The sequence below is a fragment of the Alcanivorax sp. VBW004 genome, from assembly GCF_009718865.1.
GTDB lineage: Bacteria > Pseudomonadota > Gammaproteobacteria > Pseudomonadales > Alcanivoracaceae > Alcanivorax.
On the sequence record NZ_WNHC01000001.1, the window covers coordinates 2057692 to 2084228 of the forward strand.

Sequence of the window (26537 nt, forward strand, 5' to 3'; positions counted from 1 at the left end):
GGGAAAATGGCTTTTTCCCTATTCTCAGCCGGGTTCCTATCAATGTGCAAGTGCGCAGCGCCTTACTGTGCGGTTTCCGGTGTTGCCTGAATGCTGAAGCCGACACCGGGCAAGGTGTTGAGCAATGCATGCTCGAAAGGTTTGTCCACGGCTTTGCGCAAATTATACAGATGGCTGCGCAAGGCATCGGAGTCGGGCACCAGGTCGCCCCACAGTTCGTGCTCCAGTTGTTCCCGGCTGACCACCTTGGGGGATTCGCGCATCAGAATGCGCAGAATGCGAAAGGCGGTGGGGGAAAGTTTCAGCAACTGGCCGTCACGGCGTACTTCCTGGCGGGCCGGGTCCAGTTCCAGATCGGCAATCTGCAGGGTGTTGGCGGTAACTTCCTTGCGCTGCCGGCGTACCAGGGCAGCAACACGGGCAGAAAGCTCCGGCAGGGCGAAGGGTTTGACGATGTAATCGTCGCCGCCACGATCAAACCCCTCCAGCTTGTCTTCCAGTTGATCCCGGGCCGTCATGAAAATCACCGGCATATCCAGCGCCAGCTCCTTGCGCAGGTACTGGCAGAAGCTGTAACCGTCTTCGCCGGGCAGCATGACGTCCAGCAGCATCAGGTCGTAGTGATGTTCCTGAACCAGCTCCCGGGCCAGCCGCGTGTTGCCGGCATAATCCACACTGGCGCCTTCCTGCTCCAGGTATTCGAGTACGGTCTGGGCCAGTTGGCGATGGTCTTCTACCAGTAGAATGGACAGGTTATTCACAGGACTCTCCTTGTTTATCTGTGAGTATCCTCACTGCTTGCGCGTCAAGGTTCCGTCAATTGTCTTCACGCGCATCGATCAGTCCACTTTCAGCGGTTTCTTTCCACCGCGCAATCCGCAGGCGATCAACGGTCGAACAGAAACAGCACCAAGGAGTTATTCAGAGGTTCCTTAGTCATTCAGGGCGCCGGTGCGGGCAAAGCGCTGTCGGTAGTGGCTGGGGGACAGGCCGGTATGCCGTTTGAATAACCGTGAAAAACTGCTGACATCCTGGTAGCCCACTTGCTCGGAGAGTTTGGCCAGGTTGTTGGTACCTCGTTCCAGCATTTTTCGGGCAGCCTCGATGCGCACTCGTTGCAGGTATTGCAATGGTGGTTCGCCCAGTGTGGTGGTGAAGCGGCGCTGTAACTGACGCGGACTTAAATGCACGCGTTCGGCCAATTGCCCCAGGCTGGTATTTTCCTTGTAGTGCTCATGAATCCAGCCCTGAATGGCCTGCACCTGATCGTCTTGATGATAGGTATGTGCCGGCAGCCCGGCGTAGATGCTTTGCAGATCGTTACGCACATCGATGACAAACGCCCGGGCCAGTTCCCGGGCCAGATCGGCACCGCAAAAACGTTCTACCAACAGGATCGTCAGGTCACGCCAGGCGGTTCCGCCACCGGCGCAGAAAATGTTGCCGTCGCGGGTAATCAATTCCCGTTCATTCAGATTCACCTGCGGGTAGCGATGGCGAAATTCCTGGCTGAAGCCCCAGTGGGTGGTGGCCGTTTTGTCATCCAGTAAACCGGCTTCAGCCAACAGGAAAGCGCCGGTACAGTTACTGGCCAGATCGGCGCCGCCTTGATGCAGAAAACGCAGCCAGGGCAGTGCATCCTGTTCCTGGGCGAGCACGGTTTCAATTTTTCCGCCAATGGTCGGCACCACCACCAGATCGGCCTGATCCATCTGCTCCAGGGAGCAATCCACAGCCATGCGGATGCCATTGGTGCAGCGCACCGGGTTGCCGCCGCGAGACACAATCTGAACCTTGAACTGCTGGTCCAGGGGTTGCCCGTGGATGCGGTTCCAGGTCACCCCGGTCAGATTGAGGAGATCTACCACCCCGGTGAGGGCAGAGGCAAAAACGCCGTCAAAGGCTAATACTGCTACCGTGAACATATGTCGTGTTCCACCATGAATTAGTCATAGGCGACAATGCCAGACACAGCCTAACGATGGCAAGCTGTTGTCCAAAATAACCGGAGCGCTACTGTGAGTGATGTGATTCTCGACCGCCGTGACTTGAGCTTTCAGCTTTTTGAGGTGCTGGACACCGACAGCCTGTTCGCCCGCCCGCGTTTTGAAGATCACAGCCGCGAGACTATCGAAGCGGCACTTGATACCGCAGAAAAACTGGCACGGGAAAAATTCGCCAACCACAACGCGCTGTCCGACAAGGAAGAGCCTACTTTTGTGGATGGCAAAGTGGTAATGCGGCCGGAAGTGAAGGAGGCCTTCGACGCCTATATCAACGCCGGTTTTCTCTCTTCCCGGGCCAGCTTTGAAGAAGGCGGGATGCAGCTGCCTGAAATTGCTGCTGCGGCCTGTAAAGGTATGTTCACCTGCGTGAACCCCAGTTCTACCGGCTACGCTTTCCTGACAGCGGCGGCGGCCAACGTGATCCGCAACTTCGGTAGTGACACCCTGAAAACCCGCTTCCTGGAACCAATGATGGCAGGGCGTTTCACCGGGACCATGGCCCTGACCGAGCCCCATGCCGGCTCTTCCCTTACCGATATCCGCACCCGCGCGGTGCCCCAGGATGACGGTAGCTACCGGCTCAAGGGCAACAAGATTTTTATTTCCGGCGGTGAAAATGAACTGGCGGATAATATCGTCCATCTGGTGTTGGCAAAGATTCCCGGCGGCCCGGAAGGGGTGAAAGGAATTTCCCTGTTTGTGGTGCCCAAATACCGTCTTGATGACGACGGTAATCCGGATGCGCGCAACGATGTGATTCTGGCAGGACTGATACACAAGCTGGGCTACCGTGGCACCACCAGTACCGCTCTGACGTTTGGTGACGGCGATGATTGCCATGGCTATCTGGTGGGTGAACCTCATCAGGGCCTGCGTTACATGTTCCAGATGATGAACGAAGCCCGTGTGGGCGTAGGGTTTGGTGCGGGATTGCTGGGTTATCGTGGTTACCGGTTTGCGCTGGATTATGCTCGTGACCGTGTGCAGGGCCGCCATCCGGATGATGCCGATTTTTCCAAGCCACAGGTGCCGATCATTGAGCATGCTGATGTGAAACGGTTGCTGCTCACCCAGAAAGCCTATGCGGAAGCGGCAATTGCCATGAGCCTGTACGGTTACCGTCTGGTTGACGAGATCCAGACCGGGGAAGAGGCGGCCGCCAAAGAGGCAGAGCTACTGCTTGATTTGCTGACCCCGGTATTGAAAACCTGGCCTTCTGAGTTTGGTTTGAAAGCCAATGATATGGCGATTCAGGTCTTCGGGGGCGCGGGTTACACCCGTGAATATCCGGTGGAACAGGTGTGGCGTGATAACCGCCTTAACCCGATTCATGAAGGTACGACGGGTGTGCATGGGCTGGATTTGCTGGGCCGTAAAGTGTGGATGGACAACGGCAAGGGCATGATGCTGCTGGCCAGTCGCATCATGGCCGATGTGCAGGCCACCACGGATGAACGCTGCAAGCCCATGGCCGAGGCGTTACAGGCCATGCTGCCGAACATTGAAAAGGCCACCCAGGCGGTGGGCAAGCAAATGGCCAGCGATGGTCCGCGTGCGGCATTATCTAATGCCAACGCCTACTTGCAGTTGCTGGGTCATACCGTGGCCGCGTGGATGTGGTTACGCCAGGCCAATGCGGCGGTGGCGCTGAGCAATCCTGACGATGCGATTTTTGCCAAAGGAAAATTGCAGGCTGCACGTTATTTCTTCCGCTGGGAGTTGCCCCGGGTGGAATGGGATGCGCACCAGCTGATTAATGGTGATGACACCTTTATGGAGATGGATCCAAGCTGGTTCTGATTATGTCCTGATCACGGCGTTGTCGTGATCACTGGATTAACCGAGTGTGCCTATCGTCATCAGGCTCGGGACCTGCCATTGGCAGGAGAAGCTATGACGGTATTTTTTGAGCCCCCGCCAGGGGGCTTTTTTTTGCCGCTCTGCGGCCGCAATACCATTCACGCAACATGCCGCCTGCTGCAGGTTTATCCCGCGCTTCTCGCCCCTGGCTCCCCGCTGTCTGTCCTTGGGAGGCTTCTCCTTGTTGGTGCAATAAAACAGTCATATAGTCGTCATGATCTTGCGAACGACACTGATCTTGCGAACACACATTGAACGGGGAATAAACGTGAAAAAGACTTTGCTTGCGGCCTCTGTTGCCACAGCCATGCTGCCTGTGGGTGCCATGGCGGCACCGACCTTTTACGGCAAACTGAATCTGAGCGTGGATAAAACCAGTGATTATCCCGATACCGCGTTGGTATTTAGCCAGGATGACCTGTCCGACGCCTGGTTTGTGTCCAGCAACAACTCCCGGTTGGGGGTGAAAGGTGAAGAGCCGCTGTATAACGACAGCCTGTCGGTGATCTATCAGATGGAAGTGGGCTACGACGCGGACGGTGATAGCAGTGCGACCTTTTCCACGCGGAACAGCTTTCTTGGTCTGGGCACCCAGGTGGGCAAGATTTTTGCCGGCCGCTACGACAGCGTGGTGAAACTGGCAGAAGGAAAAATTGACCAGTTCAACGATACCGTGGCGGATATGGACACCGTGTTTCTCGGCCAGCGCCGCAACAGCAACAGCCTGAACTGGGAAAGCACGGATCTGGGCGGCATTGTGGTGCGGGCACAGGTGGCACCGGGTGAAGACGATGTGGTGGGCAGCGTTCCCAACACGAAAACCAAGGATGGCCTTACCGATACCTGGGGCTTGTCTGCCACTTACAAGCAAGATGCGCTTTATGCGGCTCTGGCGTATGAAAAAAGCTATACAGAGGTGGCCGTTGGGCCGCTTGGCGTTGGTGCTGACCTGAAAACGATGCGTGGCTCTCTGGGCCTGAACGTGAGCAGCAATGTGGCACTCGGTGCCATTGTAGAACGCAGCAATCTGGATCCTTATGGTGGCGCTGACGGCGACCTGATGTCGTACCTGCTGAGTGGCAAGTTTGGTGTCTCTGAGCGTGTGGCCCTGAAGGCGCAGGCGGGTATGCTCGATAGCAGCGATCTGGATCTGGATGTGGCCACGCTGACGCTGGGGGCTGACTACAAGCTGGGTGATTTCACCACTGCTTATGGCCTGGTCTCTGCCTCAGACACGGATTTCGATCCGGCGGGCACCATCAATGACGTGGACGAGTCCGGCATGGCGTTTTCCGTGGGCATGATCCACAAGTTCTGATTCGGCGCCTGTCCCACTGGGAGCGGAAAACCACAAAAAAGCCCGGCTACGGTAAGTGCCGGGCTTTTTTGGTGAGGGCCGAATAACGCTTTTGGCATCGTCAGCCATTACTGCACAAGGTCGAACTCAGGCTTCCCATTTACGCAGCACCAGGCTGGCGTTGGTGCCGCCGAAACCGAAACTGTTGCTCAGCACGGTGGTCGGGCCGCTGTCTTTGCCTTTCACCAGCACCGGCATGCCTTCGGCTTTTTCATCCAGTGTTTCGATATTGGCACTGATGGCGGTGAAGTCATTCTGCATCATCAACATGCAGTAAATCGCTTCCTGTACCCCGGCCGCGCCCAGGCTATGGCCGGACAGGCTTTTGGTAGAGCCAATCGACGGGCACTGATCGCCAAACACTTCACGGATGGCTTTCAGCTCTGCCACGTCCCCCACCGGCGTACTGGTGCCATGGGCGTTAATGTAATCCACCGAGCCTTCGACTGTTGCCAGCGCCTGGCGCATGCAGCGCGCTGCGCCTTCACCATTGGGGGCGACCATGTCGTGGCCGTCGCTGGTAGCGCCGTAACCGAGCACTTCGGCGTAGATGGTCGCGCCACGGGCCTTGGCGTGTTCCAGCTCTTCCACCACTACCATGCCGCCACCGCCGGCAATCACGAAACCGTCGCGGGTGGCGTCGTAGGCGCGGGATGCTTTTTCCGGCGTGTCGTTATACTTGCTGGACAGGGCGCCCATGCCATCGAACAGGCAGCTGAGCGTCCAGTGTTCTTCCTCACCGCCACCGGCAAAGACCACATCCTGCTTGCCCAGTTGAATCTGTTCCACGGCGTTGCCGATGCAGTGAGCACTGGTGGCGCAGGCGGAGGCGATGGAGTAGTTCACCCCTTTGATCTTGAACGGCGTCGCCAGGCATGCCGACACGGTGGACGCCATGACCCGGGGCACCATGTAGGGGCCAACCCGTTTCACGCCCCGGTTGCGGGCAATATCGGCGGCTTCCACCTGGTTAAGGGAGGAGTGGCCACCGGAGCCGGCAATCAAACCGGTGCGTTCATTGCTGACCTGTTCGTCGTTGAGGCCGGAATTGGCAATGGCATTTTGCATGGCCACGTAGGCGTAGGCAGCCGCATCGCCCATAAAGCGGCGTGGCTTGCGGTCAATGAAGTCGTCCAGCTGGATAGTGGGTGTGCCTGCTACCTGGCTGCGCATGCCGATTTCCTGGTATTCCTCTTTAAAGCGAATACCGGAGCGGCCTTCCCGCAATGAACGGGTGACGCTGTCTGTGTCGTTGCCCAGACAGGAGACAATGCCCATCCCGGTGATAACTACGCGGCGCATGAATCGCTCCTAAAAACCGTCGGTAGAAGTGAACAGGCCAACTTTCAGGTCGTCGGCCTGGTAGATGTCTTTCCCGTCCACGGACACGGTGGCATCGGCCAGGCCGAGCACCAGTTTGCGGGAAATGACCCGTTTCAGGTCGATTCGGTAAGTCAGTTTCTTGGCCGTGGGCAGCACCTGGCCAGAAAACTTCACATTGCCCACGCCCAGAGCGCGCCCACGGCCCGGGTTGCCCACCCAGCCCAGGAAAAAGCCCAGCAATTGCCAGGTGGCATCCAGGCCCAGGCAGCCCGGCATCACCGGGTCACTTTCGAAGTGGCAATCAAAGAACCAGAGGTCCGGCCGGATATCCAGCTCGGCAACGATTTCGCCTTTGCCGTATTTGCCGCCCTGTTCGCTGATATGGGTGATGCGGTCCATCATCAGCATGTTGGGTAAAGGCAGTCGCGCATTGCCGGGGCCAAACAGCTCACCGTGCGCACAGGCGAGGAGGTCCTCGCGAGAATAGGAAGATTTCTGTGTTGTCGTAGTGCTCAAAGTCTTACTCCATGCAGGCCAGGGCGGCGCATTTTGAGTATATGGATTATTTGTGACGTTTTATCTTCAGCGCGGTGACACCCTGTCATGTAAGCGCTGATAGTAGCAAAGCGAAGTGAGAGCATACGAATAGCAACCGTCTCAAAATATGTCTTGGCGCCGTTTTACCGAAAATGACCGATGAACGGAGTCAAATGACCGTGGTCTATCTTCTTGTACCGCTCAGGGGGTCTTTTCATTGCGGCACCGCCACGGACTTGCAATTGCCGGACCATCTACCGATGCTATGCGCGCCGGATCGCGCCAAATAGCCGCGTCCGGCCGCCCCTTGACCAGTCAAAAACGCAAGTCGTATATCCAGTCGTATAAGTAAGGAGCTCTCGTGGCGGTAGAAATCGGGCATCTTTCCCTGTGGTTGGCACTGGCTGCTGCCCTGTGCCTATCAGTTTTTCCCCTGATTGGCGTTTATCGCAACCTGCCTGCCTGGCAGTGGTATGCCCGTCCGTTGGCCTGGGTGCAGTGGTTGGCCATGACCGTTGCCATGGTCGCGCTGGGCTATTCTTTCTATATCAATGATTTTTCCGTGGCCTATGTGGCCGGACACAGCAACTCTGCGCTGCCGCTGGAGTATCGTCTGTCTGCTATCTGGGGCGGCCACGAAGGGTCCCTGTTGCTGTGGGGCTGGATGCTGTCCGGCTGGGCGGCCATGGTCGGGTTGTTGAGCCGCAGTGTGCCATTGCCGATGGTGGCGCGGGTGCTGGCGGTCATGGGGATGATTTCCGTGGGCTTCATGTTGTTCATGCTGCTCACCTCCAACCCCTTTGACCGCAACCTGCCCTGGTTCCCGCTGGATGGCGCCGACCTGAACCCGCTGCTGCAAGACCCCGGGCTGATTATTCACCCGCCCATGCTTTATATGGGCTATGTCGGTTTCTCCGTGGCGTTCGCGTTTGCGGTGGCAGGGTTGCTGATGGGCAATCTGGACCCGGCGTGGGCCCGCTGGGCGCGGCCGTGGACCACGGTGGCGTGGAGCTTTCTGACCGTGGGCATCGCACTGGGCTCCTGGTGGGCCTACTACGAACTCGGCTGGGGTGGCTGGTGGTTCTGGGATCCGGTGGAAAACGCTTCCCTGATGCCATGGCTGGCGGGCACCGCCCTGATTCACTCCCTGGCCGTGAGCGAAAAGCGCAACATGTTCCGCGCCTGGACGGTGTTGCTGGCGATCATTACCTTCTCTCTGAGTTTGCTGGGGACTTTCCTGGTGCGCTCCGGGGTGCTGACGTCGGTCCACGCCTTTGCCAATGACCCGGCCCGAGGGGCCTTTATCCTCGGTTTCCTGATTGTGGTCGCCGGTGGGGCATTGATCCTGTTTGGCCTGCGGGCGTCGGCGTTGCGCAGTAATACCGGATTCAAGCCGGTATCCCGGGAAGCCTTCCTGTTGGGTAACAACCTGATTCTGCTTACGGCCACCTCTGTGGTGTTGATGGGGACGCTGTTCCCGTTGATCGGCGAAGCACTGGACATGAAAATCTCCATCCGCAGCCCTTATTTCAATGGCTTCTTTGTGCCATTGGCCTTTGTGCTGATTCTGCTGATGGTGCCGGGCATGTTCAGCAACTGGAAACGCCAGGACGGCAACACCCTGCTCAAGCGCATGGCGCTGCTGGCCCCCGCTGCCATTATTGCCGGCTGGTTTGGCTCCCGCCTGCCAGAGCCAAGCCCCTGGCAGGGCGTATTGGCGATCATGCTGGCGCTGTTCCTGGTGTTTGCCCACGTGGACGATGTGGTTCGCCGGGCCCGTGCCTACAAGCAAGGTTTTGTCACCGGGCTGGGCAAACTGGGCCGCGGCTACTGGGGCATGGTGTTGGCCCATTGTGGCCTGGCGGTATTGATTGCCGGCATTACCCTGGTCAGCTTCCACGAAGTGGAGCGTGATATTCGCATGGCGCCGGGGGATACAGCCAAACTGGGGGACTACACCTTTGTGTTCGACAGCCTGGATGAATACCGTGGCCCCAACTTCGATTCCACCCGTGGTCATTTCCACGTGAGCCATAACGGTGACCCGGTGGCGGTGATGCACCCGGAAAAACGCACCTATCACGCCAGCCGTCAGGTTATGACCGAGGCGGCGATTGATGCCGGTTTCTGGCGCGACCTTTATGTGGCCCTGGGTGAGCCGCTGGATAAAAGCAATGCCTGGGCAGTACGCATTTACTTCAAACCGGGGATTCGCTGGATCTGGCTGGGCGCCTTGATCATGGCTCTCGGTGGCGCCCTGGCGTTGACGGACAAACGTTATCGCCGCAACCGTTTTGCGACCAACGACGCAGGAGCTGCCAATGAAAGCTAATTCACCCTGGGTGTTTCTGCCCCTAGTCGGCTTTGTGCTGCTGGCGGTGCTGTTGGCCAGTGGCCTGGGCCGTGATCCGCAGGAGCTGCCTTCAGCGCTGGTGGGCAAGCCGGTGCCGTCATTTTCCCTGCCGTCCTTGCTGACCGAAGAAACCTATACCGAGGATTCCCTGAAAGGGCGCTGGCAGTTATTGAATGTGTGGGCCACCTGGTGCCCGACCTGCCATGTGGAGCACCCGTACCTGCTGGAACTGGCGGCACGAGGTGTGGCCATTTCCGGGTTGAACTACAAGGACGAGCTGCCGGCTGCCCGCGAGTACCTGGCTAATCTGGGTAATCCCTTCACCCATGTGATTGTGGATGCCGATGGTCAACTGGGGCTGGATCTGGGGGTCTATGGGGCCCCGGAAACCTTCTTGATCAACCCGGCAGGGGAGATCGTGTTACGCCATGCGGGTGACTTGAACGCCCGCGTCTGGGACGAAAAGTTTGTTCCTTTATTGCCCACACAGGCGCCAGCGCCGGGGCAGGGTGAGGGAGAAGAATAATGCTGCGTATTGTGTTGCTGCTGATGCTGTCCATGCCGGCTTTTGCGGCCATTGATGTTTATCAGTTCGATAATGAACAGCAGGAACAGCGTTTTCGTATCCTCTCTGAGGAATTGCGTTGCCCGAAATGCCAGAACCAGAGCATCGCGGATTCCGATGCCGGCATTGCCCAGGATATGCGAACGCGAGTGCATACCATGATCCTGGAAGGCAAAAGCGATGAGGACATCGTCGACTACTTTGTGTCCCGTTATGGTGATTTTGTCAGCTATCGTCCGCCAGTGAATGCCGGTACATCCATTCTGTGGCTGGGGCCTATTTTGCTGTTACTGGGGGGCGCTGTACTGATCGTCATTTTGCTGCGTAACGCCAGCCGTAAAGCGGCAGCAGACGATGAGGCATCCCAGGATAAAGAACCGGAAGAGGGCACGAAATGATGTTGTGGGTAATGGCGCTGGTTCTGTTGCTGGTGATGGCCGCTGTGCTGTGGATGATGTGGCGCCGTGAAGGTCGCAAGGCCGGCAAGAATATGAAGGGGGCGCTAGGTATCCCGCTGGTCATGGCGGTTCTGGCCGGCGCCGGTTACGGGCTGATCGGCCTTAACGAACACACCGCCACCTGGTTGGAGCACCAGCAGGAATACGGTGAAGTGGCCCGGCAGATTATTGCCGGCCAGCCGCCGGAGAAAGCGGCCTCGGAAGTGCCCGCCGGGGCGCTGGTGCGGGTGCTGCAGTCCGAACTCTCCCAGACGCCCTCTGCCGTGGGCTGGTATGCCCTGGGCGCTCTGTACGATCAACTGGGCGCGCCGGCGCAGACCGAAGAAGCGGCCCGCAAGGCCTTGCAGCTGAACCCGGATGATGCCGCCATGCACCTGCTGCTGGCTCGCGCCTTGATCGAAAAGAACGAAGCACGGCTGACCGATCCTGCGCTGGAGGAAATCCGCTGGGTGCTGGACCGTGAACCGAATCACGATGGTGCCTGGATGTTGCTCGCCATGTCCGCAGATCGGGCCGGGCGTTATGCGCTGTCTGAGCAGGCCTGGGCGTCCCTGTTGTCGCGGCACAGCGAAGGCGAAACCGCAGAGCTGTTGCAGCGCGGTCTGGATCGGGCCCGGGAACAGAAGCAGCGGGAAGGCGTTTTTGCCAACCTTGCGGCTACGGTCAACGGTGAAGGCCTGCCGGCTGGCGGCACCTTGTTTGTGTTTTTGCGCAAGGCCGGCAGTGCCGGCCAGCCGCTGGCGGCGCAACGCAAAGTGGTCACGCATTTCCCCATCACGGTGTCGCTGACCGCGGCCAACTGGCTGCAGGGCTATCCGGACGAGCAGGCGGACCTGGTCATTGGTGCCCGCTATACGCCAGCGCCGGGTGCCTCGGTGGATCAGGCGGCGATTACCGCCGTACCAGTTTCGTTACAACTTCCCCAGGCGCAGCCTGCAACCCTCGATTTGTCCCGCCAATAGGGGCTTGCCGCCCCGGGCTGCTACCTAAGTAGCAGCCCCTATCCCTTGTGATGAAGGGGGCCTCAAGGTAAAGTTGCACCCCTTCGGAGGCTGGGTTCCTCTGATTTGTACACCCATACGCTTGGAAATTACGCCAGTTTACGCTGTCTGCGGCGGGCATTGCGCCCTCTCGTGGGGTGAGCGTGGGCCGTATCCAGAGCCGCAAGGCACTTGGCCGAGGCGATGGGGGTGAATAAATCAGAGGGACTTTTTGCCTCTTCTGACGACAGTAAGATGGAGAATCCTATGCGTGTCATCCTGCTTGGTGCCCCCGGTGCGGGCAAGGGCACCCAGGCGCAGTTCATCAAGGAACAGTTCAATATTCCTCAGATTTCTACCGGTGACATGCTGCGCGCTGCGGTCAAAGCAGGCACTCCACTGGGCCTGGAAGCCAAGAAAGTGATGGATGCGGGTGGTTTGGTCTCCGACGATATCATCCTCGGCTTGGTGAAAGAGCGTATTACGGAAGATGATTGTGCCAACGGGTTCCTGTTCGACGGCTTCCCCCGCACCATCCCCCAGGCGCAATCTCTGGTGGAGCAGGGCGTCGATATCGACTTTGTGGTGGAAATCGACGTGGACGACGAGGAAATCATTGAGCGTTTGAGCGGTCGCCGCGTTCATCCTGCTTCCGGCCGTGTGTACCACACCAAGTACAACCCGCCGAAAGTGGAAGGCAAAGACGACGAAACCGGTGATGAGCTGGTTCAGCGTGATGATGACAAGGAAGAGACCGTACGCAAGCGTCTCGAGGTTTATCAGGCGCAGACTCGCCCATTGGTGGATTTCTATCAGGATCTGGCCAAAAACGCTGAGGCAAAAGCGCCGGGTTATGTGCGCGTCGCTGGCGTGGGCTCCGTGGATGACATCCGCGATCGGGTATTGTCCGCCCTGAAAGGCTGATTATCCGCTTGTCAGTACCGATCAGGTGCTGATGATCAAAAACGGGAAGCTTCGGCTTCCCGTTTTTTTTGGGGTGTATCGCGGATTAGAGTGAAAAGCACGTTCCAGCCTCTCGCGCTGCGCAGGACGCTCAATGCCGAATGCCAGACGCGAAAACCACACAAACAGGAAACCAAATCCTGCTACCGCGCCGCTGTAGGCGTTCCTCTTGAGGGGCGAACCTCGCGAAGCGAGGGAATTCCCAGCAGGCTGGCTTGTTCTGCAGATAACGTCGGGCGCCTGCCTGATCACCGCTGCCTGGCGATTAAAGCAACGGGGAAAGTGCCCTCATTGCTCACCGTTAAGCGGAGGGGGTTATTCTCTCAGGCAGGCACCGGGTATCAGGCGCCAGCGCCTCTGTGCGGTGTACTCGTCTGGCAAGACATCAAATATCCTCACCATTCTCTAATTCCGCGATGGGCCTTTTTATGCGCGCGCACTGTAGCGGACGGATAGAGCGAGCCTGGCCCATGAGGCCTGGTAGTAATGATTTCCCCGTAGTGCCCTCACGGCCCTTCATAGTGTGAATGTCACCCCTGCGCTGGCGACGGTCTTCGCCGTCACTGCTCCGAAATCCATTAGGCCAGCAAGTGGCAGGGCCTTGTGGGCCGTATATCGAAGATGAAGCCTTCTTCCTTCCAATGAACCTTCTTTAGTAAGCCACATTGCGGCGTGTTGGTATTTTCTTCCGCGTTCAGAAAAGGGTTGGCGTCCTGTTGCGAGTGGCTTCAGCAAGAAGGAAGAAGCCCGTGCGGGTATTGGTTTTTGCTTATTTAGAAAGCCAGCCCATGGAGGGGGGCGACTCAGTCTCGGGCCTTGAAGAGTGAAGAATGAACGGCATTTCTCGCCAAGCAATGGGACTTTTTTTTCTGACACGTTGTAACGGTTCTACACAATCGAGCTTATCGGTTTCCTGCGAATAGCCCGGCAAGGGCTGCGTATTTGGCGGAGAGAATCTGTCTTTTCTTGGCGCGATAGCGGTGGCGACGTTTCTTTCCGGCGATGTCTTTTATACGTAAGACGCTGTCGAAGGTGTTAACAGGCCCTGGCAAAGCGTCTTTTCACATGGGAATAGATTTGTGTTGTTGTGTGAAGCAGGGCGTATTGTTCACAACAGAGAGCGTAGAAAAACGTGCAGAAATACTGGCCCAAGAAGATTTAATCGTCGTTGGCAGGGAAATTAAACCACTTAAAAAAGAAAACGCAGAAGGCTAAAAGAGAAACGAAACAAAAGAGTGATGATCAAAGGCTGTGAAAAAAATCAGAAAAATTAAAAGTAGGTTGATTAAATAATGTACCAACTGATTTTTTTTTATGCTATTTTCCACTTGTCGCAGTACTGATGACAATGCCATAGCTTAGGAGATCAATCATGGCTCGAGCAAAGAAAGCCGCCGCGAAGAAAACTGCGGCGCGCAAACCCGCAGCGAAGAAAGCCGCCGTTGCAAAAGCACCGGCCGTTCCCAAGTCTGTTACTAACGCTGAAGCCAAGGTTAAATTGCAGGACAAGGCAGTAGCCCAGGCTGAAAAGAAAGTCACCCAGTCGCAAACCAAACTCGATAAGCATCGCGCCAAAATCGACGCAGAGAACGCCAAGCTGTCGAAACTGCGTGCCGATGTTGCAGCCAAGCGTGAAAAAGCGCAAAAGACCTCCACTGCCGCAGCCAAGCGTGCCGTTGAAACTGCACGCGGGCGTATGAACACCGCGCGCCTGAAACTTCAGGATATTCGTGGCGAAGCAAAACTGATTCGTGCCGAGATCCAGGCCGCCAAGAAAGTGGTTGCCCGCGAAGTGAAGAAACTGCGTACGGCTGAGCGCAACTTCAAAGCCAAATTGCGTGATCACGAACGCAAGCTGGCGAAGAAAGCCAAGGCCGAGCAGAAGAAAGCGGAGCAGAAAGCCAAAGCAGCTGCACGTAAAGCGGCAGCGAAAGCCAAGCGTGTTGCCAAGAAAGCGACCGCTCGCAAGCCCAAGGCAGCTGCAAAAAAAGCAGCAACCAAAAAGCCTGCCACTAAAAAGGCGCCTGCCAAAAAAGCGGCTAGCAAGAAACCTGCAGCAAAAAAGGCAGCAACCCGTAAAGCGCCTGCCAAGAAAGCGGCACGTAAGCGCACCCCGGCCAAGAAGAAGTCCTCCTGATACGTCAGAAGGGTTTATGAAGGCCAAAAGCCCCGCTTTGCGGGGCTTTTTTATGCCTGCCAGGCAAGGCCTGACCCTGGGATTGGCTGAGTGATAGAAGGGGAAAGTCCAGTCGATTTAATTTTTTTGCATATCGGCCGAACGGCCTCGGTAACGCGAAATCAGGGCCTGGAGAATAGATTCCCCAAAGTAGTTGATAATGATTCGCGTTAGGTTTAGCATCCTTTCCAGAGATTGAGGAAAGGCGACTTATGTACGTATGCATTTGTAAGGGCATTACTGACAACCATATACGGGAAGCGGTCGATTCTGGCTGCGACAGCCTGCGTGATCTTCGTCGGGAACTTGGGGTTGGAAGTCAGTGTGGTAAGTGTGCCCGTCACGCCCGCCAAATTTTGCGTGAGACCCGTAGCGCAAACGAGGCGACCTCTTTCTCGAACTCTTCTACTGCCGGTGAGGCGGTTGTTTTCTGGCCACAAACCGCATAAATAATCGTTCTCATTTGCATAAGCGCTTGTATTTGAAGCGCTTTTTTTCTCTCCTGCCTTGTCTCTGTCACACACTTGCTGAACAATAGGGGTTACCCCAAGTTCATGTGACGGAGATCCCCCAATGAAAGGCGACGCCAAAGCGATTGAGTTCCTCAACCGTGCACTCGGCAATGAGCTGGTTGCCATTAACCAGTACTTCCTCCACGCCAAGATGTACCAGGATTGGGGCTTGCAGGCACTCTATGCCAAGGAATATCACGAATCCATCGACGAGATGAAGCATGCGGACATGCTGGTCGAGCGCATTCTGTTCCTGGAAGGCATTCCCAACCTGCAGGATCTGGGCAAGCTGATGATTGGTGAAAACACCAAGGAAATGCTGGAATGCGATCTCAAGCTGGAGCAGATGGCTGTGCCAGACCTGCGTGAAGGGATTGCGTACTGCGAATCCATCCAGGATTACATCAGCCGTAACCTGCTCAAGGATATCCTCGAATCCGAAGAAGAGCACATCGATTGGCTGGAGACTCAGCTCGGTCTTATCGATAAAGTCGGCCTGGAAAATTACATGCAAAAACAAATGGCTGCTGCAGAAAGCTGATTGCCGAACTTTTAACCGATCTACGCTTGACTCACCGCGGGGCTTTCGGAATAATGCGCAGCCTCTCGCGGCGTTACAGCAACGAGATTTGCACCGGTAGCTCAGCTGGATAGAGCAACTGGCTACGAACCAGTAGGTCGGGGGTTCGACTCCCTCCCGGTGCACCATACGAATAAAAGAAGGCTCCCAATCGGGGGCCTTTTTTTATGCCGCTCTGCGGCCGCTGCACGCTTAATGCCGAGTTCAACAGGCTACGGGCCTCGCTGGCTCAACGCTGTCCGAGTATGTAGCGACCCCCCTCAGTATTCCCGACGCCGTATTGCACTTCATTCCATAGCGATATTTTTTACTCCACGGTCTGGGTAAATCTGTCCTGCACGCCGTCAATTGATCAAAACCACCAACCCGTTCCTCGCATGTCTCATTGCGGATTGTCGACAATCTGTCTACATTGCCCTTAACCCCGCGAGAGCAATACCGGCTCACAAGGCCACCTTGATGCCCGCCCAAACGGCGGCGCCTTCGCTTTCGCACGCGGTGACTGAATCCGCTTTTGGAACCAAAAGGAGTGTTCCATGAACGCTATGATGGCTCAGGGTGTCGAGCTCATGCTGGTTGGCATGGGTGTCGTGTTTGTTTTTCTGATTGTGCTGGTGGCCGTGACCACAGCCATGTCGACGCTGGTGCAGAAATTCGGCCGCGAGGAACCGGCGCCGCAGCCTGCTTCAGCCCCCCCGCAGGACATGCCTTCGCCGGCCATTATCAAAGCCATCGAAAAAGCGGTGCAGCAGCACCGCCAGTCTTCTCTGTCATAGATACCGGATTATTCCATGAGTGACCTGAAACCGTTGGGCATTACCGATGTGGTGCTACGCGATGCCCACCAGTCCCTGTTTGCCACCCGCATGCGTCTGGATGACATGTTGCCGATTGCCGCGGAACTCGATGACATTGGCTTCTGGTCACTGGAATCCTGGGGCGGCGCGACCTTTGATGCCTGTATCCGTTATCTGGGCGAAGACCCATGGCAACGCATCCGCGAATTGAAGCAGGCCATGCCGAAAACGCCGCAGCAAATGTTGCTGCGGGGGCAGAACCTGCTGGGCTATCGCCATTACGCGGATGACGTGGTGGATGCCTTTGTGGAACGTGCAGCGGAAAACGGCGTGGATGTGTTCCGTGTGTTTGATGCCATGAACGACATGCGCAACATTGAGCGAGCCATCGCCGCTGTGGTGAAACAGGGCAAGCACGCCCAGGGCACTATCGCGTACACGGTCAGTCCGGTGCACACCATGGACATGTGGGTGGAGCAGGGCAAAGTGATCGAACAGATGGGGGCCCATTCTGTTGCCATTAAGGACATGGCCGGACTGCTGCGGCCTGCGGTGGCTTTCGAGTTGGTGAAACGGCTTAAGGCTACGCTCAATATTCCCGTGCACATGCAGTCCCACGCGACCACCGGGTTGTCCACCGCCACGGCCCTGAAAGCGGCAGAAGCGGGCATCGACAACGTGGACACCGCCATCTCGTCCATGTCGATGACCTATGGTCATAGCCCAACGGAATCCGTAGTCGCCATGTTGGAAGGCACGGATCGGGACACCGGGCTGGATATCAAAAAACTGAATCGTATCGCCGGTTATTTTCGCGAGGTTCGCAAGAAGTACGCCGCCTTCGAAGGCAGCTTGCGCGGTGTGGATGCGCGCATCCTGGTGGCGCAGGTGCCCGGCGGCATGCTCACCAATATGGAAAGTCAGCTCAAGGAGCAGGGCGCAGCGGACCGGTTTGATGAAGTGCTACAGGAAATTCCCGGCGTCCGTGAAGATCTGGGTTTCATTCCACTGGTGACGCCCACCTCGCAAATCGTCGGTACCCAGGCGGTGCTGAATGTGCTCTCCGGCGAACGCTATAAAGTGCTCAGCAAGGAAACCCGCGGCATCCTCCGTGGCGAATATGGCGCCGCACCGGCACCGTACAACGCGGAGCTACAGCAGCGCGCCCTGGAGGGCGATGAACCGGTGACCTGTCGTCCGGGTGATTTACTCGATAACGAGATGGACAGTCTCCGTGATGAAGTGCTGGCCCTGGCAAAAGACAAGGGCATGGCGCTGGCGGAAGGGGAGCGGTTGACCGATGACGTACTCACCTATGCGCTGTTCCCGCAAATCGGCCAACGTTTTCTGGAAAACCGGGGCGATGCCTCGGCGTTTGAAGCCGCGCCCGGCGAACACAAAGAAATCACCAGTGGCGGCAGCCAGTCAGACGGGGTTTATACCGTTGAGGTGGACGGCCAGCAGTACACGGTGAAAGTGAACGAGGGCGGTGATGTAACCGGCCTGCGTGCGATGGGTGATGCTTCTGCCCCTGCGCCATCCGCACCCTCTCCAGGTAACCCGGCCAACAGCGTGCCGGTGCCTGCGCCGCTGGCGGGGAATATTTTTCAGGTACTGGTGAAGCCTGGCGATCAGGTCACCGAAGGTCAGAAAATCATGGTGCTGGAAGCCATGAAAATGGAAACGGATGTGTCCAGCACCAGCGCAGGCGTGGTCAGCGAGGTTGCCGTGAAAGAGGGCGACGCCGTGGCCGTGGGGCAAACCCTGCTCAGCGTGGAGCCCGCCAATGGATAAGCTGCAAACCCTCTGGCACAGCACCGGGCTGTTTCACATGAGCGGCGGCCAGCTGGTCATGCTACTGGTCTGTCTGGGCCTGCTGTGGCTGGCCATCCACAAAAAATTTGAGCCATTGCTGTTGTTGCCCATCGGCTTTGGTGGCCTGCTGGCCAATATTCCCATGGCCGGGCTGGCGGAATCGGCCATCAGCCAGGCGCTGCATTTCGGCTCTGTCGACCTGTTGGCCTCCATGGCACAGGTGCTGGGCATGGAGGCCGGGGCAGGGCGTGACGCGCTTTATACGGCCGCGCAGGCGGCAGGGCCAGCGGTGCAGGACCAGCTGCATTATCTGGCAGTAAACGCCAATTACGGTGACGGTATTCTCTATTTGATTTATACCGTAGGCCTGACCACCGGTATTTTCCCACTGCTGATCTTCATGGGTGTGGGGGCGATGACGGATTTTGGGCCGCTGCTGGCCAACCCGCGCACCCTGTTGCTGGGCGCGGCGGCGCAATTTGGCATCTTTGCCGCCTTGCTCGGGGCGCTGGCGCTGAATTTTCTGGGCATGGAATTTTCCCTGTCGGATGCCGCCGCCATCGGCATCATTGGTGGCGCAGACGGTCCCACCTCCATCTATGTCACCACCAAGCTGGCGCCCCATCTGCTCGGAGCCATCGCGGTGGCAGCCTATTCCTACATGGCGCTGGTGCCCATTATCCAGCCGCCGATCATTCGGGCGCTGACCTCGCAAAAAGAGCGCCAGATCAAAATGGAGCAACTCCGCCCGGTGAGCCAGGTAGAGAAAATTCTGTTCCCGATCCTGTTGCTGGTTCTGGTAGCGCTGGTGTTGCCCGATGCGGCGCCACTGCTGGGCATGTTCTGCCTGGGGAACCTGATGAAGGAATCCGGGGTGGTGAACCGGCTCGTGGATACCACCAGCAATGCCCTGATCAATGTGGTGACCATCATGTTGGGGCTGGCCGTGGGGGCGAAACTCAGTGCAGAACAGTTTCTGGTCATGGAAACCCTGGGCATTCTGGCCCTGGGGCTGGTGGCCTTCATGATCGGCACCGCCACCGGCGTGTTGATGGCCAAGCTGCTCAACCGCGTCAGTCGCCACCCAGTGAACCCCATTATCGGCGCAGCCGGTGTGTCCGCCGTGCCCATGGCGGCACGGGTGGCCAACAAGGTCGGCCTGGACGCCAACCCCCACAACTTCCTGCTCATGCATGCCATGGGGCCCAACGTGGCCGGCGTCATCGGCTCCGCCGTGGCCGCCGGCGTATTGCTCAACTTCGCCGGCTGATCCTCCCCGCGTGGCCTCCGCGCCACGCCATCACCTCCGCTCCCTGTAGGAGTTCCCTTCCAGGGGACGAACCGCGCGAAGCGCGAAAAGGATCCGAAGGATCATCGGTTGAGTCTGATTTTCGTCTGTCCTTCTATTATCGCAATAGACGGAAAGATGCGGAGCGGTTTTCGTTCGTCCCCTGGAAGGGAACTCCTACAGCGGGAGGGCTTTGTCCGAAACCTCCGCTGCCATCGGGAACCCACAGGGCTATAGTACGTCGAAGACGCAACCCCCTCGACGGAGCCACACCTTGCCGCTGACGCTACAAACCCTCACTGACAAGCTCTATCAGGTCCGCCATGTCTGGGCGCTGATCAGCTTTTCGCTGGGCCTGAGCAGTTATTTTCTGGTGGAGCGACAGCCCTGGCTGGCCGCAGTGCTGACCGGGCTGCTGGTGTTCAGCTGGCTATTGCTGCTCACCGAAGGGATCTGGCAGAACAAGGTGATAGGCACCCGTTTTGATGGCCTGCCCCAGGGCATGCTCAAGCTGTTGTTGCAGGCGGTGCACCAGGAGGCGTTCTTTTTCAGTCTGCCGTTCGTGCTGCTGCAATGGTCCGGTGGCGCGGAATATATTTTCTTCACCACCCTGGTAGTCAGTGCGGCGGCCATCAGCATTATTGACCCGGTTTATTTCTGGCTGGCCCGACATCGTGCGCTGTTCTTCGGTTTTCACGCCTGGGCGTTGTTTGTGGCGTTGCTGGTGCTGTTGCCGCTGATTTTCCACTGGGGCACGGATTCTGCCCTGGCCTGGGCCGGCTGGCTCACGGCCCTGTTTGCGTTACCCAGTTTCTGGCGATTTGGCGGGCCGCGAAAATGGTTTCGCTGGCTCGGGCTGATTCTGGTCTCGTGCCTGATCGCGTTGTCCCCGCGCTGGCTGGCCCCGCTGGTGCCACCGCTGACACTCTCGCTGCAGGAACGTGCCGTTGCCCTGTCGTTTAACCGCGCCGAGCGCAAGCCGCTGGTCAGCGGCGAAGTGTTCAGTGCAGACGAAGTGGCAGGCGGCTTGTATGCCTACACCGCCATCAAGGCGCCATTGGGGTTGGGGCAGGAGGTCTATCACTACTGGTTTCGTGATGGCGAACAGGTGGACCGCATTCCCTTGAAGGTCTTCGGTGGCCGCGAATCCGGGTTTCGCACCTGGTCTCACAAGCGCCATATTCCTGTGCCATCAGAGGGGCGCTGGCGGGTAGAGGTACGCACCGGGAATAACCAGATCATCGGTGTCATGCGTTTCACCATCACGCCCTGAATGCACCCCTTGTCAAATTCCTTAGGACTTTGTGGGAGATGAAGCTTGCATCACGAAGGGGGCATGGAATTCGTCATGCAAGCAGGACTTCCCACAGCCTTCCCGCCGCTGGTATCGGGCCAGTGGGTTCATACGGCTCCTCCTGCTCCCAATCTATAGAACAATGAGCCCAACCGTCATTCTGAAGTGAGGTCGTGCTCAACAGAACCAGCCATATCTTTGTAGGAGATGGCTTACAGAAAATGCTAAACGGTTGATATAGAGTGGTTTTCGGAACGGGGGGATCGGGGTAAGTCAGGAAATAGGCCGCTTCTTCGAGCCCACAGGGCTTGGCTGTGAAATGAGAGGAGTGATCTTCGTTGCACTCGTTATGTTTTTTGTTAGAGAGAAGTTTTGAAGACATTGGAACAATTTTTTTATTTTTCTTTGCTGTGAGTCTGCTTTTCACAGGGATTTGGGGGGCTTGGAATGGAGAGCTTAACCTTGGTGCGAAGGGTTATTTTGAAGGAAAGCAAGCATATTTAATATCTGCTGCATTCGTAGTGTCTGGACTGGGCGCACTGGTAAGCGGAATATATTGGAAAAAATCAGAACGATTTCAGGCTGTGGGTGGTGTCATTATTGGTCTGGGATTTTTTGCTCTATGGTTTGCTTTTTAAGAAACGTGAGTTAATCAGACCTCTTTTTTCCCTTATTGTTCGAGTCTCCAGCAGGCTGGTCCGGGAAGTGAGAGATCTGTCCGCCAGGGATATCGGGAAAAATGCGAGGCTCGTTTGAGATGGCGCTCTAATATGGGTATGAATTAGTGCGTATGCTTGGTTTTGGGATTTTTGATGAATAATTTCAATGGAATGATATTTATAGTCATTTTCTTGTCTATTGCTGTCTTTCTTCTGTATGCGTTTCTTAAGTATAGATCTAGAAAAGCAAGAGATGGGATTCTCGGTGAGCTTGGGTATTTCCCCTGCAGGGTAAAGAATGAGGTTCCATCATTTGATGCGAAAATGATTTCTGATTTTTTGTCTCGCGGAATATGTCTGAGTAGCAGTAGAAGAAAAGATATTAACAATGGTGTGCTTTATTTCTTGGATGTTCTTTCCGTATTTGGCAGAGGAGCCTATTCCGGTCCGTCACATGTATCATGCTTATTGTTTAAGCCGGCTTTCCATGCTCCAGACTTCAAGCTAAGGGCCGCGAGGCTCCTTGAAACTAAGTATGAACTTCGTGGGTCATCGATAATTGATGAGTCTAAAAAACTCCATTTATGGGGCGATTTTCAGGCTGAATCCTTTATTGCTTCAAACCGAGCACTTTCGGAGCTGTTAGGGCGGGATGCTCATCTTTGCCTTAACGTTGAGGGTGGTTGCATGTTGCTCTGGTCGCTTGAGGGGTTCTTTCGTAATCACGAGTTAGAAAGCTATCTTTCGACGTTTGAAAACTCTTTTAGGAACGTTCGGCCAATAATTTAACAAAACGTTGGTTCCTCAGTTGTTCTCCGGGAGCTGGGCAGCTTTCTTTAACCGCTTCAAGCTTTATCCTCTGCAGGTTTGGCTCAGCACCAAACCCTAAAACCGCACCTTCCCCAGCGGCACCAACAGCACCGCCGCGCCAATCAACGCCGCTGCTGCCCCCAGCAACCCGGGTGCAAAACTGCCGCTACTTTCCAGCAACCGCGCCGTCACCACCGGCCCCAGTATCTGCCCGACCCCATAACAGGCTGTCAACGCGCCCAGGGCGGCGCTGGCGGCGTGGGGGGCGAGTTGGCGGCCGCAGTACATGCTCAGGGCGACCACGGCGGTAAAGGTGGCGCCGACCAGCAGGCCACTGATGATCAGCCCGGTGAGGCCCGGTAGCCAGGCGGGGGCGCTGACGCCCACTGCCTGTACTAGCAGCGCGGCCATGAGGGCATTGCGTTCGCCGGCATGGCTGGCGAGCTTGCCCCACAGCAGGTTGGCGGGCACGGCGGCCAGGCCCACGGCCAGCCAGGTATAGAAGGCGGCGCTGTCCAGGCCCGGCAGTTGGGCTTTGGCGATCACCGGCAGGTAGGTGGTGCTGGTGATGTAGCCGAAGCCGGCCAGGGTGTAGCTGGCGATCAGAAAGCCCAGGGCCGAGCGGTTCACCGGCGCGCGTTCGTGCTGGCTGTGTTTGGCGTGGGGCAGGGCAGGGATGCGGCGCAGCAGCGGCAGCAGGATCAGGGCCAGGGCGCCGCAGGCCAGCCACATGGTGGCGTAGCTGCCGTGCAGGCGTTCAATAAAGGCAACGGTGAGGGCGGCGATGCTGATGCCAAGGCCGATGCCGGCATAGTGAATATTGCCCAGCCGGGCACGCAGGTGATTGGGCATGGCGCCCAGTACCAGCGCTGAGCCGTTGACCATAATGATGGCGCTGGCCACACCCGCGAGAAACCGGTTAATGGCCCAGGGCGTGAAGGTGGTGCTCAGGCCCATAAGGATGCTGGTGATTATGCTTGCCCACAGTGCCAGCCAGAACGCGGTGCGTGCCCGGTGGGCGGGCACCGCCATGGCGAGCATGGCACCGGCCAGGTAGCCCCCATAGTTGATAGCCGCCAGGTAACCGCCACTGACAGCGGTGAGCATTGTCTCGGCAATCATGTCGGGCAGGGCCGGGGTGAACAGGAAGCGGCCAATGCCCAGGGCAATAACCAGACTGAAGGCGCCGGCTATCGCAGTGAGCAGGTGATCTCTTTCGGTGGTCGTCACGCAGTGTCTCGCAGGTAATCAAATGGGAAGGCGAAGTCGGGAAAACCAATATAGGGCGACGTGCCGGGTCTCTCCGATAATCCAGCGCGCAGCCTAACAGGCCGTGGCGTTTTCGGCTTCATCATTCGAATGATGTTCATTATTCACCCCAGTGATAAATGCGGCTTTGGTCGCAAAGGCTCCCAGGCAGTGCGTGGTTTTTTCACCAGGGCGGTGCAAAGCGCGGGGTTTGTGGGCGGAAAGCACTGTTGCAGTAAAGAGGTGATGCATTTTGGTGAGCCGGGGCTGACTCACAACGGTGCTGGCTGGGCAATAAACGGGCGCGGGAAATTGGGGTGGTGGTTAGCTTTACCGTTAAGTCGATGAAAACCAAGGCATTTAAAAACTGGCACAGCATTTGCGTTATGACAGGGTAAGCACAGTGGCAATGCTGTGCAGACAACCATCTTCGTGGTCAACGGCGGCCACGAGCAGATTCGAGCAAAGGCGCTCAGAGGACCCGGCCAACGAAGGCGGGGGGCTTTGAGCGCTTTTTTATGCCTGAAAAAAACGGGCAGACGAGGGAAGGATGATGAACGGTTTCAAAAAAACCTTTTGTGGCGTGTTGGCCGCGATGACGTTGGGCCTGTCGGCTACCTCCGTGGCGGATGATGCGCTGGGCTGGCCGGAGAAGGCGGATCTCAAGTTCGGCTTTATCAAACTCACCGACATGGCTCCGCTGGCCATCGCTTACGAGAAAGGCTACTTCGAGGAAGAAGGCCTGTTTGTGACCCTGGAAGCCCAGGCCAACTGGAAAGTCCTGCTGGACCGGGTCATCGACGGTCAGCTGGATGGCGCGCACATGCTCGCCGGTCAGCCGCTGGGGGCCACCATTGGCTATGGTACCGAAGCCCACATCATTACCGCGTTCAGCATGGACCTGAACGGTAACGGCATCACTGTTTCCAATGCGGTGTGGGAAGAAATGAAAAAGCATATTCCCGAGGAAAACGGCAAGCCGGTACATCCCATCAAGGCGGACGCCTTGAAGCCGGTGGTGGAGAAGTACAAGGCGGAAGGCAAGCCTTTCAACATGGGCATGGTGTTCCCGGTGTCCACCCACAACTACGAGCTGCGTTACTGGCTGGCCGCCGGTGGCCTGAACCCGGGCTACTACGCGCCGCACAAAGGCGACACCAGCGGCCAGCTGCAAGCTGACGTGCTGCTGTCGGTAACGCCGCCGCCGCAAATGCCCGCGACCCTGGAAGCCGGCACCATCTACGGTTACTGCGTGGGTGAGCCCTGGAACCAGCAAGCGGTGTTCAAGGATATTGGTGTGCCGGTGATTACCGACTACGAAATCTGGAGAAACAACCCGGAAAAAGTATTCGGTGTGAGCAAGGGCTGGGCCGACAAGTATCCCAACACCCACATTCGTGTGGTGAAGGCGATGATCCGTGCGGCCAAGTGGCTGGATGAGAACGACAACGCCAACCGCCCGGAAGCGGTGAAAATTCTGTCCCAGCCAAACTATGTGGGTGCGGACTATGACGTGATCGCCAACTCCATGACTGGCACGTTCGAGTACGAAAAAGGTGATGTGCGTGAGGTTCCGGATTTCAACGTGTTCTTCCGTTACAACGCCACTTACCCGTTCTACTCCGATGCTATCTGGTATCTAACCCAGATGCGCCGTTGGGGCCAGATCAGCGATACCAAGCCGGACAGCTGGTACATGGATGTGGCCAAGAACGTGTATCGCCCGGACATCTATGCCCAGGCGGCCAAAGCCCTGATCGCTGAAGGCAAGATCCCGGCTGACCAGTTCCCCGACTTTGCCACTGAAGATGGCTTCAAGCCGCCGCAGAAAGGCTTTATCGACAACATCACCTACGACGGTCGCAAGCCTAACGAATACCTGAAGAAATTCCCGATTGGCCTGAAAGAGGGTGACGCGCTTTAAGGGCGCGCTCCCCTGAGGAGAAGCAATCATGGTGACCCTGACATTCCCGACCTGGATGGAACCTTACCGCGCCCTGGCCACCGGCAAGATGACCGGTGAGCAGTGGCAGGCACTGCTGCGACAGTTGATCTGGCCGGTGATGGGCATTGCCGCCTTCCTGTTGCTATGGCAACTGGCGGCCCAGCGGATTGATACCTCGCTGGGGCAGTTCCCGGGGCCAGCCGATGTCTGGGAGCAGGCCGGTTCGCTGGTGGATGAGCATCAGGCGTCTCGAGCCAAGGAAGCGGCGTTTCATGAACGCCAGGAAAAATACATCGCCTCGCGGCTGCAGCAGCAGCCGGAGTGGGAGCCGGTCCACCGGGACTACACTGGGGCTCCGACCTTCTTTGATCAGATCGGCACCAGCCTGATCACGGTAATGAGCGGTTTCCTGCTGGCCTCTGTGATTGCGATTCCGTTGGGCATTTTTATCGGCCTGAGCAACACGGCCCATGCGGCCATGAACCCGCTGATTCAGTTGTTCAAGCCGGTGTCGCCGCTGGCCTGGTTGCCACTGGTGACCATGGTGGTGAGTGCGGTGTACGTGACTGATGATCCGCTGGTGGCCAAGTCCTTCCTCACCTCCATGTTCACCGTGACGCTGTGCTGTCTGTGGCCAACGCTGATGAACACGGCGGTGGGTGTGACGTCGGTGAGCCAGGATCTGACCAATGTCTCCAAGGTGCTACGTCTTAACGCGCTGAGCCATGTGCGCAAGATCGTACTGCCTTCCGCGCTGCCGATGATGTTCACCGGCCTGCGCCTGAGTCTGGGGATTGCCTGGATGGTGCTGATCGCCGCCGAAATGTTGGCGCAGAACCCGGGGCTTGGGAAATTCGTCTGGGATGAATTCCAGAACGGCAGCTCCCAGTCTTTGGGCCGGATCATGGTGGCGGTGATCGTGATTGGTCTGATCGGTTTCCTGCTGGATCGCCTGATGCTCATGCTGCAGCGCGCTCTGGTGTGGGATAAATCTTCGGTACAGCGTTAAGC

The 26537-nt window shown here is 57.3% G+C and carries 23 protein-coding genes and 1 tRNA gene; 19 read left to right on the forward strand and 5 right to left on the reverse strand.

Annotated elements, in window-relative coordinates; translation table 11 throughout:
- Window positions 1-62 precede the first annotated feature (62 nt).
- Together F1529_RS09475 and F1529_RS09480 are read right to left on the reverse strand one after the other, a co-directional pair.
- Window positions 63-761: a response regulator transcription factor gene (locus F1529_RS09475; protein WP_007149056.1), complete on the reverse strand. Its 699-nt coding sequence runs from the start codon at window positions 759-761 to the stop codon at window positions 63-65.
- A 171-nt stretch (window positions 762-932) separates the two neighbouring features.
- Window positions 933-1925: a GlxA family transcriptional regulator gene (locus F1529_RS09480; RefSeq protein ID WP_155134114.1), complete on the reverse strand. Its 993-nt coding sequence runs from the start codon at window positions 1923-1925 to the stop codon at window positions 933-935.
- A gap of 93 nt (window positions 1926-2018) precedes the next feature.
- Here F1529_RS09480 and F1529_RS09485 point away from each other — a divergent pair, with 93 nt between their 5' ends.
- Complete coding sequence (locus F1529_RS09485) at window positions 2019-3806, forward strand: acyl-CoA dehydrogenase (RefSeq protein ID WP_370456995.1); 1788 nt, start codon at window positions 2019-2021, stop codon at window positions 3804-3806.
- 328 nt (window positions 3807-4134) lie between these two features.
- Window positions 4135-5184: a porin gene (locus F1529_RS09490; protein WP_196220386.1), complete on the forward strand. Its 1050-nt coding sequence runs from the start codon at window positions 4135-4137 to the stop codon at window positions 5182-5184.
- A gap of 126 nt (window positions 5185-5310) precedes the next feature.
- On the opposite strand, the gene fabB is transcribed toward F1529_RS09490, so the two are convergent.
- The gene (fabB, locus tag F1529_RS09495) at window positions 5311-6525 is read right to left on the reverse strand and encodes a beta-ketoacyl-ACP synthase I (protein WP_155134120.1); all 1215 of its coding nucleotides are present in this window, start codon (window positions 6523-6525) and stop codon (window positions 5311-5313) included.
- A gap of 9 nt (window positions 6526-6534) precedes the next feature.
- On the reverse strand, window positions 6535-7062 hold the full coding sequence (fabA, locus tag F1529_RS09500) for a 3-hydroxyacyl-[acyl-carrier-protein] dehydratase FabA (protein WP_039926983.1): 528 nt from the start codon (window positions 7060-7062) through the stop codon (window positions 6535-6537).
- 382 nt (window positions 7063-7444) lie between these two features.
- Here fabA and F1529_RS09505 point away from each other — a divergent pair, with 382 nt between their 5' ends.
- From F1529_RS09505 to F1529_RS09575, 15 genes are all read left to right on the forward strand, one after another.
- Complete coding sequence (locus F1529_RS09505) at window positions 7445-9415, forward strand: heme lyase CcmF/NrfE family subunit (protein WP_370456997.1); 1971 nt, start codon at window positions 7445-7447, stop codon at window positions 9413-9415.
- Window positions 9405-9962, forward strand: coding sequence for a DsbE family thiol:disulfide interchange protein (locus F1529_RS09510; protein ID WP_039926984.1), 558 nt, complete (start codon window positions 9405-9407; stop codon window positions 9960-9962). The genes F1529_RS09505 and F1529_RS09510 overlap by 11 nt, the downstream gene beginning before the upstream one ends.
- Window positions 9962-10399 (forward strand): cytochrome c-type biogenesis protein, encoded by a 438-nt coding sequence (locus F1529_RS09515; protein ID WP_007149386.1) that lies wholly within the window; start codon window positions 9962-9964, stop codon window positions 10397-10399. Before F1529_RS09510 ends, F1529_RS09515 begins: the two co-directional genes overlap by 1 nt.
- Window positions 10396-11421, forward strand: a complete 1026-nt coding sequence (locus F1529_RS09520; RefSeq protein WP_155134123.1) for a tetratricopeptide repeat protein — start codon at window positions 10396-10398, stop codon at window positions 11419-11421. The genes F1529_RS09515 and F1529_RS09520 overlap by 4 nt, the downstream gene beginning before the upstream one ends.
- Before the next feature lie 285 nt (window positions 11422-11706).
- Window positions 11707-12363, forward strand: a complete 657-nt coding sequence (gene adk / locus F1529_RS09525; protein ID WP_155134126.1) for an adenylate kinase — start codon at window positions 11707-11709, stop codon at window positions 12361-12363.
- Between the two features lie 1411 nt (window positions 12364-13774).
- Window positions 13775-14539, forward strand: a complete 765-nt coding sequence (locus F1529_RS09530; protein ID WP_007148872.1) for a hypothetical protein — start codon at window positions 13775-13777, stop codon at window positions 14537-14539.
- 251 nt (window positions 14540-14790) lie between these two features.
- A complete protein-coding gene (locus F1529_RS09535; RefSeq protein WP_082872398.1) occupies window positions 14791-15027 on the forward strand; it encodes a bacterioferritin-associated ferredoxin in 237 nt (78 codons plus the stop codon).
- Between the two features lie 124 nt (window positions 15028-15151).
- Complete coding sequence (bfr, locus tag F1529_RS09540) at window positions 15152-15631, forward strand: bacterioferritin (RefSeq protein ID WP_063519670.1); 480 nt, start codon at window positions 15152-15154, stop codon at window positions 15629-15631.
- 90 nt (window positions 15632-15721) lie between these two features.
- A tRNA-Arg gene (locus tag F1529_RS09545) sits at window positions 15722-15798 on the forward strand.
- 408 nt (window positions 15799-16206) lie between these two features.
- Window positions 16207-16446 carry an OadG family transporter subunit gene (locus tag F1529_RS09550; RefSeq protein WP_039926986.1) on the forward strand — a complete coding sequence of 80 codons (240 nt, stop codon included), beginning with the start codon at window positions 16207-16209 and terminating at the stop codon, window positions 16444-16446.
- Between the two features lie 15 nt (window positions 16447-16461).
- Entirely contained in the window at window positions 16462-18261 is a 1800-nt protein-coding gene (gene oadA / locus F1529_RS09555) for a sodium-extruding oxaloacetate decarboxylase subunit alpha (protein ID WP_155134129.1), read from the forward strand.
- Window positions 18254-19552, forward strand: coding sequence for a sodium ion-translocating decarboxylase subunit beta (locus F1529_RS09560; RefSeq protein WP_155134132.1), 1299 nt, complete (start codon window positions 18254-18256; stop codon window positions 19550-19552). The genes oadA and F1529_RS09560 overlap by 8 nt, the downstream gene beginning before the upstream one ends.
- A gap of 292 nt (window positions 19553-19844) precedes the next feature.
- Window positions 19845-20843: a DUF5924 family protein gene (locus F1529_RS09565; protein ID WP_155134135.1), complete on the forward strand. Its 999-nt coding sequence runs from the start codon at window positions 19845-19847 to the stop codon at window positions 20841-20843.
- A 359-nt stretch (window positions 20844-21202) separates the two neighbouring features.
- Complete coding sequence (locus F1529_RS09570; protein ID WP_155134138.1) at window positions 21203-21502, forward strand: hypothetical protein; 300 nt, start codon at window positions 21203-21205, stop codon at window positions 21500-21502.
- 174 nt (window positions 21503-21676) lie between these two features.
- On the forward strand, window positions 21677-22312 hold the full coding sequence (locus F1529_RS09575; protein WP_155134141.1) for a hypothetical protein: 636 nt from the start codon (window positions 21677-21679) through the stop codon (window positions 22310-22312).
- 96 nt (window positions 22313-22408) lie between these two features.
- On the opposite strand, the gene F1529_RS09580 is transcribed toward F1529_RS09575, so the two are convergent.
- Window positions 22409-23563 (reverse strand): YbfB/YjiJ family MFS transporter, encoded by a 1155-nt coding sequence (locus F1529_RS09580; RefSeq protein WP_370456998.1) that lies wholly within the window; start codon window positions 23561-23563, stop codon window positions 22409-22411.
- Between the two features lie 613 nt (window positions 23564-24176).
- Between F1529_RS09580 and F1529_RS09585 the strand changes: the two genes are divergently transcribed.
- Together F1529_RS09585 and F1529_RS09590 are read left to right on the forward strand one after the other, a co-directional pair.
- Window positions 24177-25505 carry a CmpA/NrtA family ABC transporter substrate-binding protein gene (locus F1529_RS09585; RefSeq protein ID WP_230457897.1) on the forward strand — a complete coding sequence of 443 codons (1329 nt, stop codon included), beginning with the start codon at window positions 24177-24179 and terminating at the stop codon, window positions 25503-25505.
- A gap of 28 nt (window positions 25506-25533) precedes the next feature.
- Window positions 25534-26535, forward strand: a complete 1002-nt coding sequence (locus F1529_RS09590) for an ABC transporter permease (protein WP_007148397.1) — start codon at window positions 25534-25536, stop codon at window positions 26533-26535.
- The last annotated feature ends 2 nt before the right edge of the window (window positions 26536-26537 follow it).

Bases quoted from the DNA above. Each gene is read 5' to 3' on its own strand.
- F1529_RS09480 (WP_155134114.1), bottom strand. From the start codon at position 1,925: ATGTTCACGGTAGCAGTATTAGCCTTTGACGGCGTTTTTGCCTCTGCC.
- fabB (WP_155134120.1), bottom strand. From the start codon at position 6,525: ATGCGCCGCGTAGTTATCACCGGGATGGGCATTGTCTCCTGTCTGGGC.
- F1529_RS09510 (WP_039926984.1), top strand. From the start codon at position 9,405: ATGAAAGCTAATTCACCCTGGGTGTTTCTGCCCCTAGTCGGCTTTGTG.
- F1529_RS09515 (WP_007149386.1), top strand. From the start codon at position 9,962: ATGCTGCGTATTGTGTTGCTGCTGATGCTGTCCATGCCGGCTTTTGCG.
- F1529_RS09520 (WP_155134123.1), top strand. From the start codon at position 10,396: ATGATGTTGTGGGTAATGGCGCTGGTTCTGTTGCTGGTGATGGCCGCT.
- adk (WP_155134126.1), top strand. From the start codon at position 11,707: ATGCGTGTCATCCTGCTTGGTGCCCCCGGTGCGGGCAAGGGCACCCAG.
- F1529_RS09530 (WP_007148872.1), top strand. From the start codon at position 13,775: ATGGCTCGAGCAAAGAAAGCCGCCGCGAAGAAAACTGCGGCGCGCAAA.
- F1529_RS09535 (WP_082872398.1), top strand. From the start codon at position 14,791: ATGTACGTATGCATTTGTAAGGGCATTACTGACAACCATATACGGGAA.
- bfr (WP_063519670.1), top strand. From the start codon at position 15,152: ATGAAAGGCGACGCCAAAGCGATTGAGTTCCTCAACCGTGCACTCGGC.
- F1529_RS09550 (WP_039926986.1), top strand. From the start codon at position 16,207: ATGAACGCTATGATGGCTCAGGGTGTCGAGCTCATGCTGGTTGGCATG.
- oadA (WP_155134129.1), top strand. From the start codon at position 16,462: ATGAGTGACCTGAAACCGTTGGGCATTACCGATGTGGTGCTACGCGAT.
- F1529_RS09560 (WP_155134132.1), top strand. From the start codon at position 18,254: ATGGATAAGCTGCAAACCCTCTGGCACAGCACCGGGCTGTTTCACATG.
- F1529_RS09575 (WP_155134141.1), top strand. From the start codon at position 21,677: ATGAATAATTTCAATGGAATGATATTTATAGTCATTTTCTTGTCTATT.
- F1529_RS09585 (WP_230457897.1), top strand. From the start codon at position 24,177: ATGACGTTGGGCCTGTCGGCTACCTCCGTGGCGGATGATGCGCTGGGC.
- F1529_RS09590 (WP_007148397.1), top strand. From the start codon at position 25,534: ATGGTGACCCTGACATTCCCGACCTGGATGGAACCTTACCGCGCCCTG.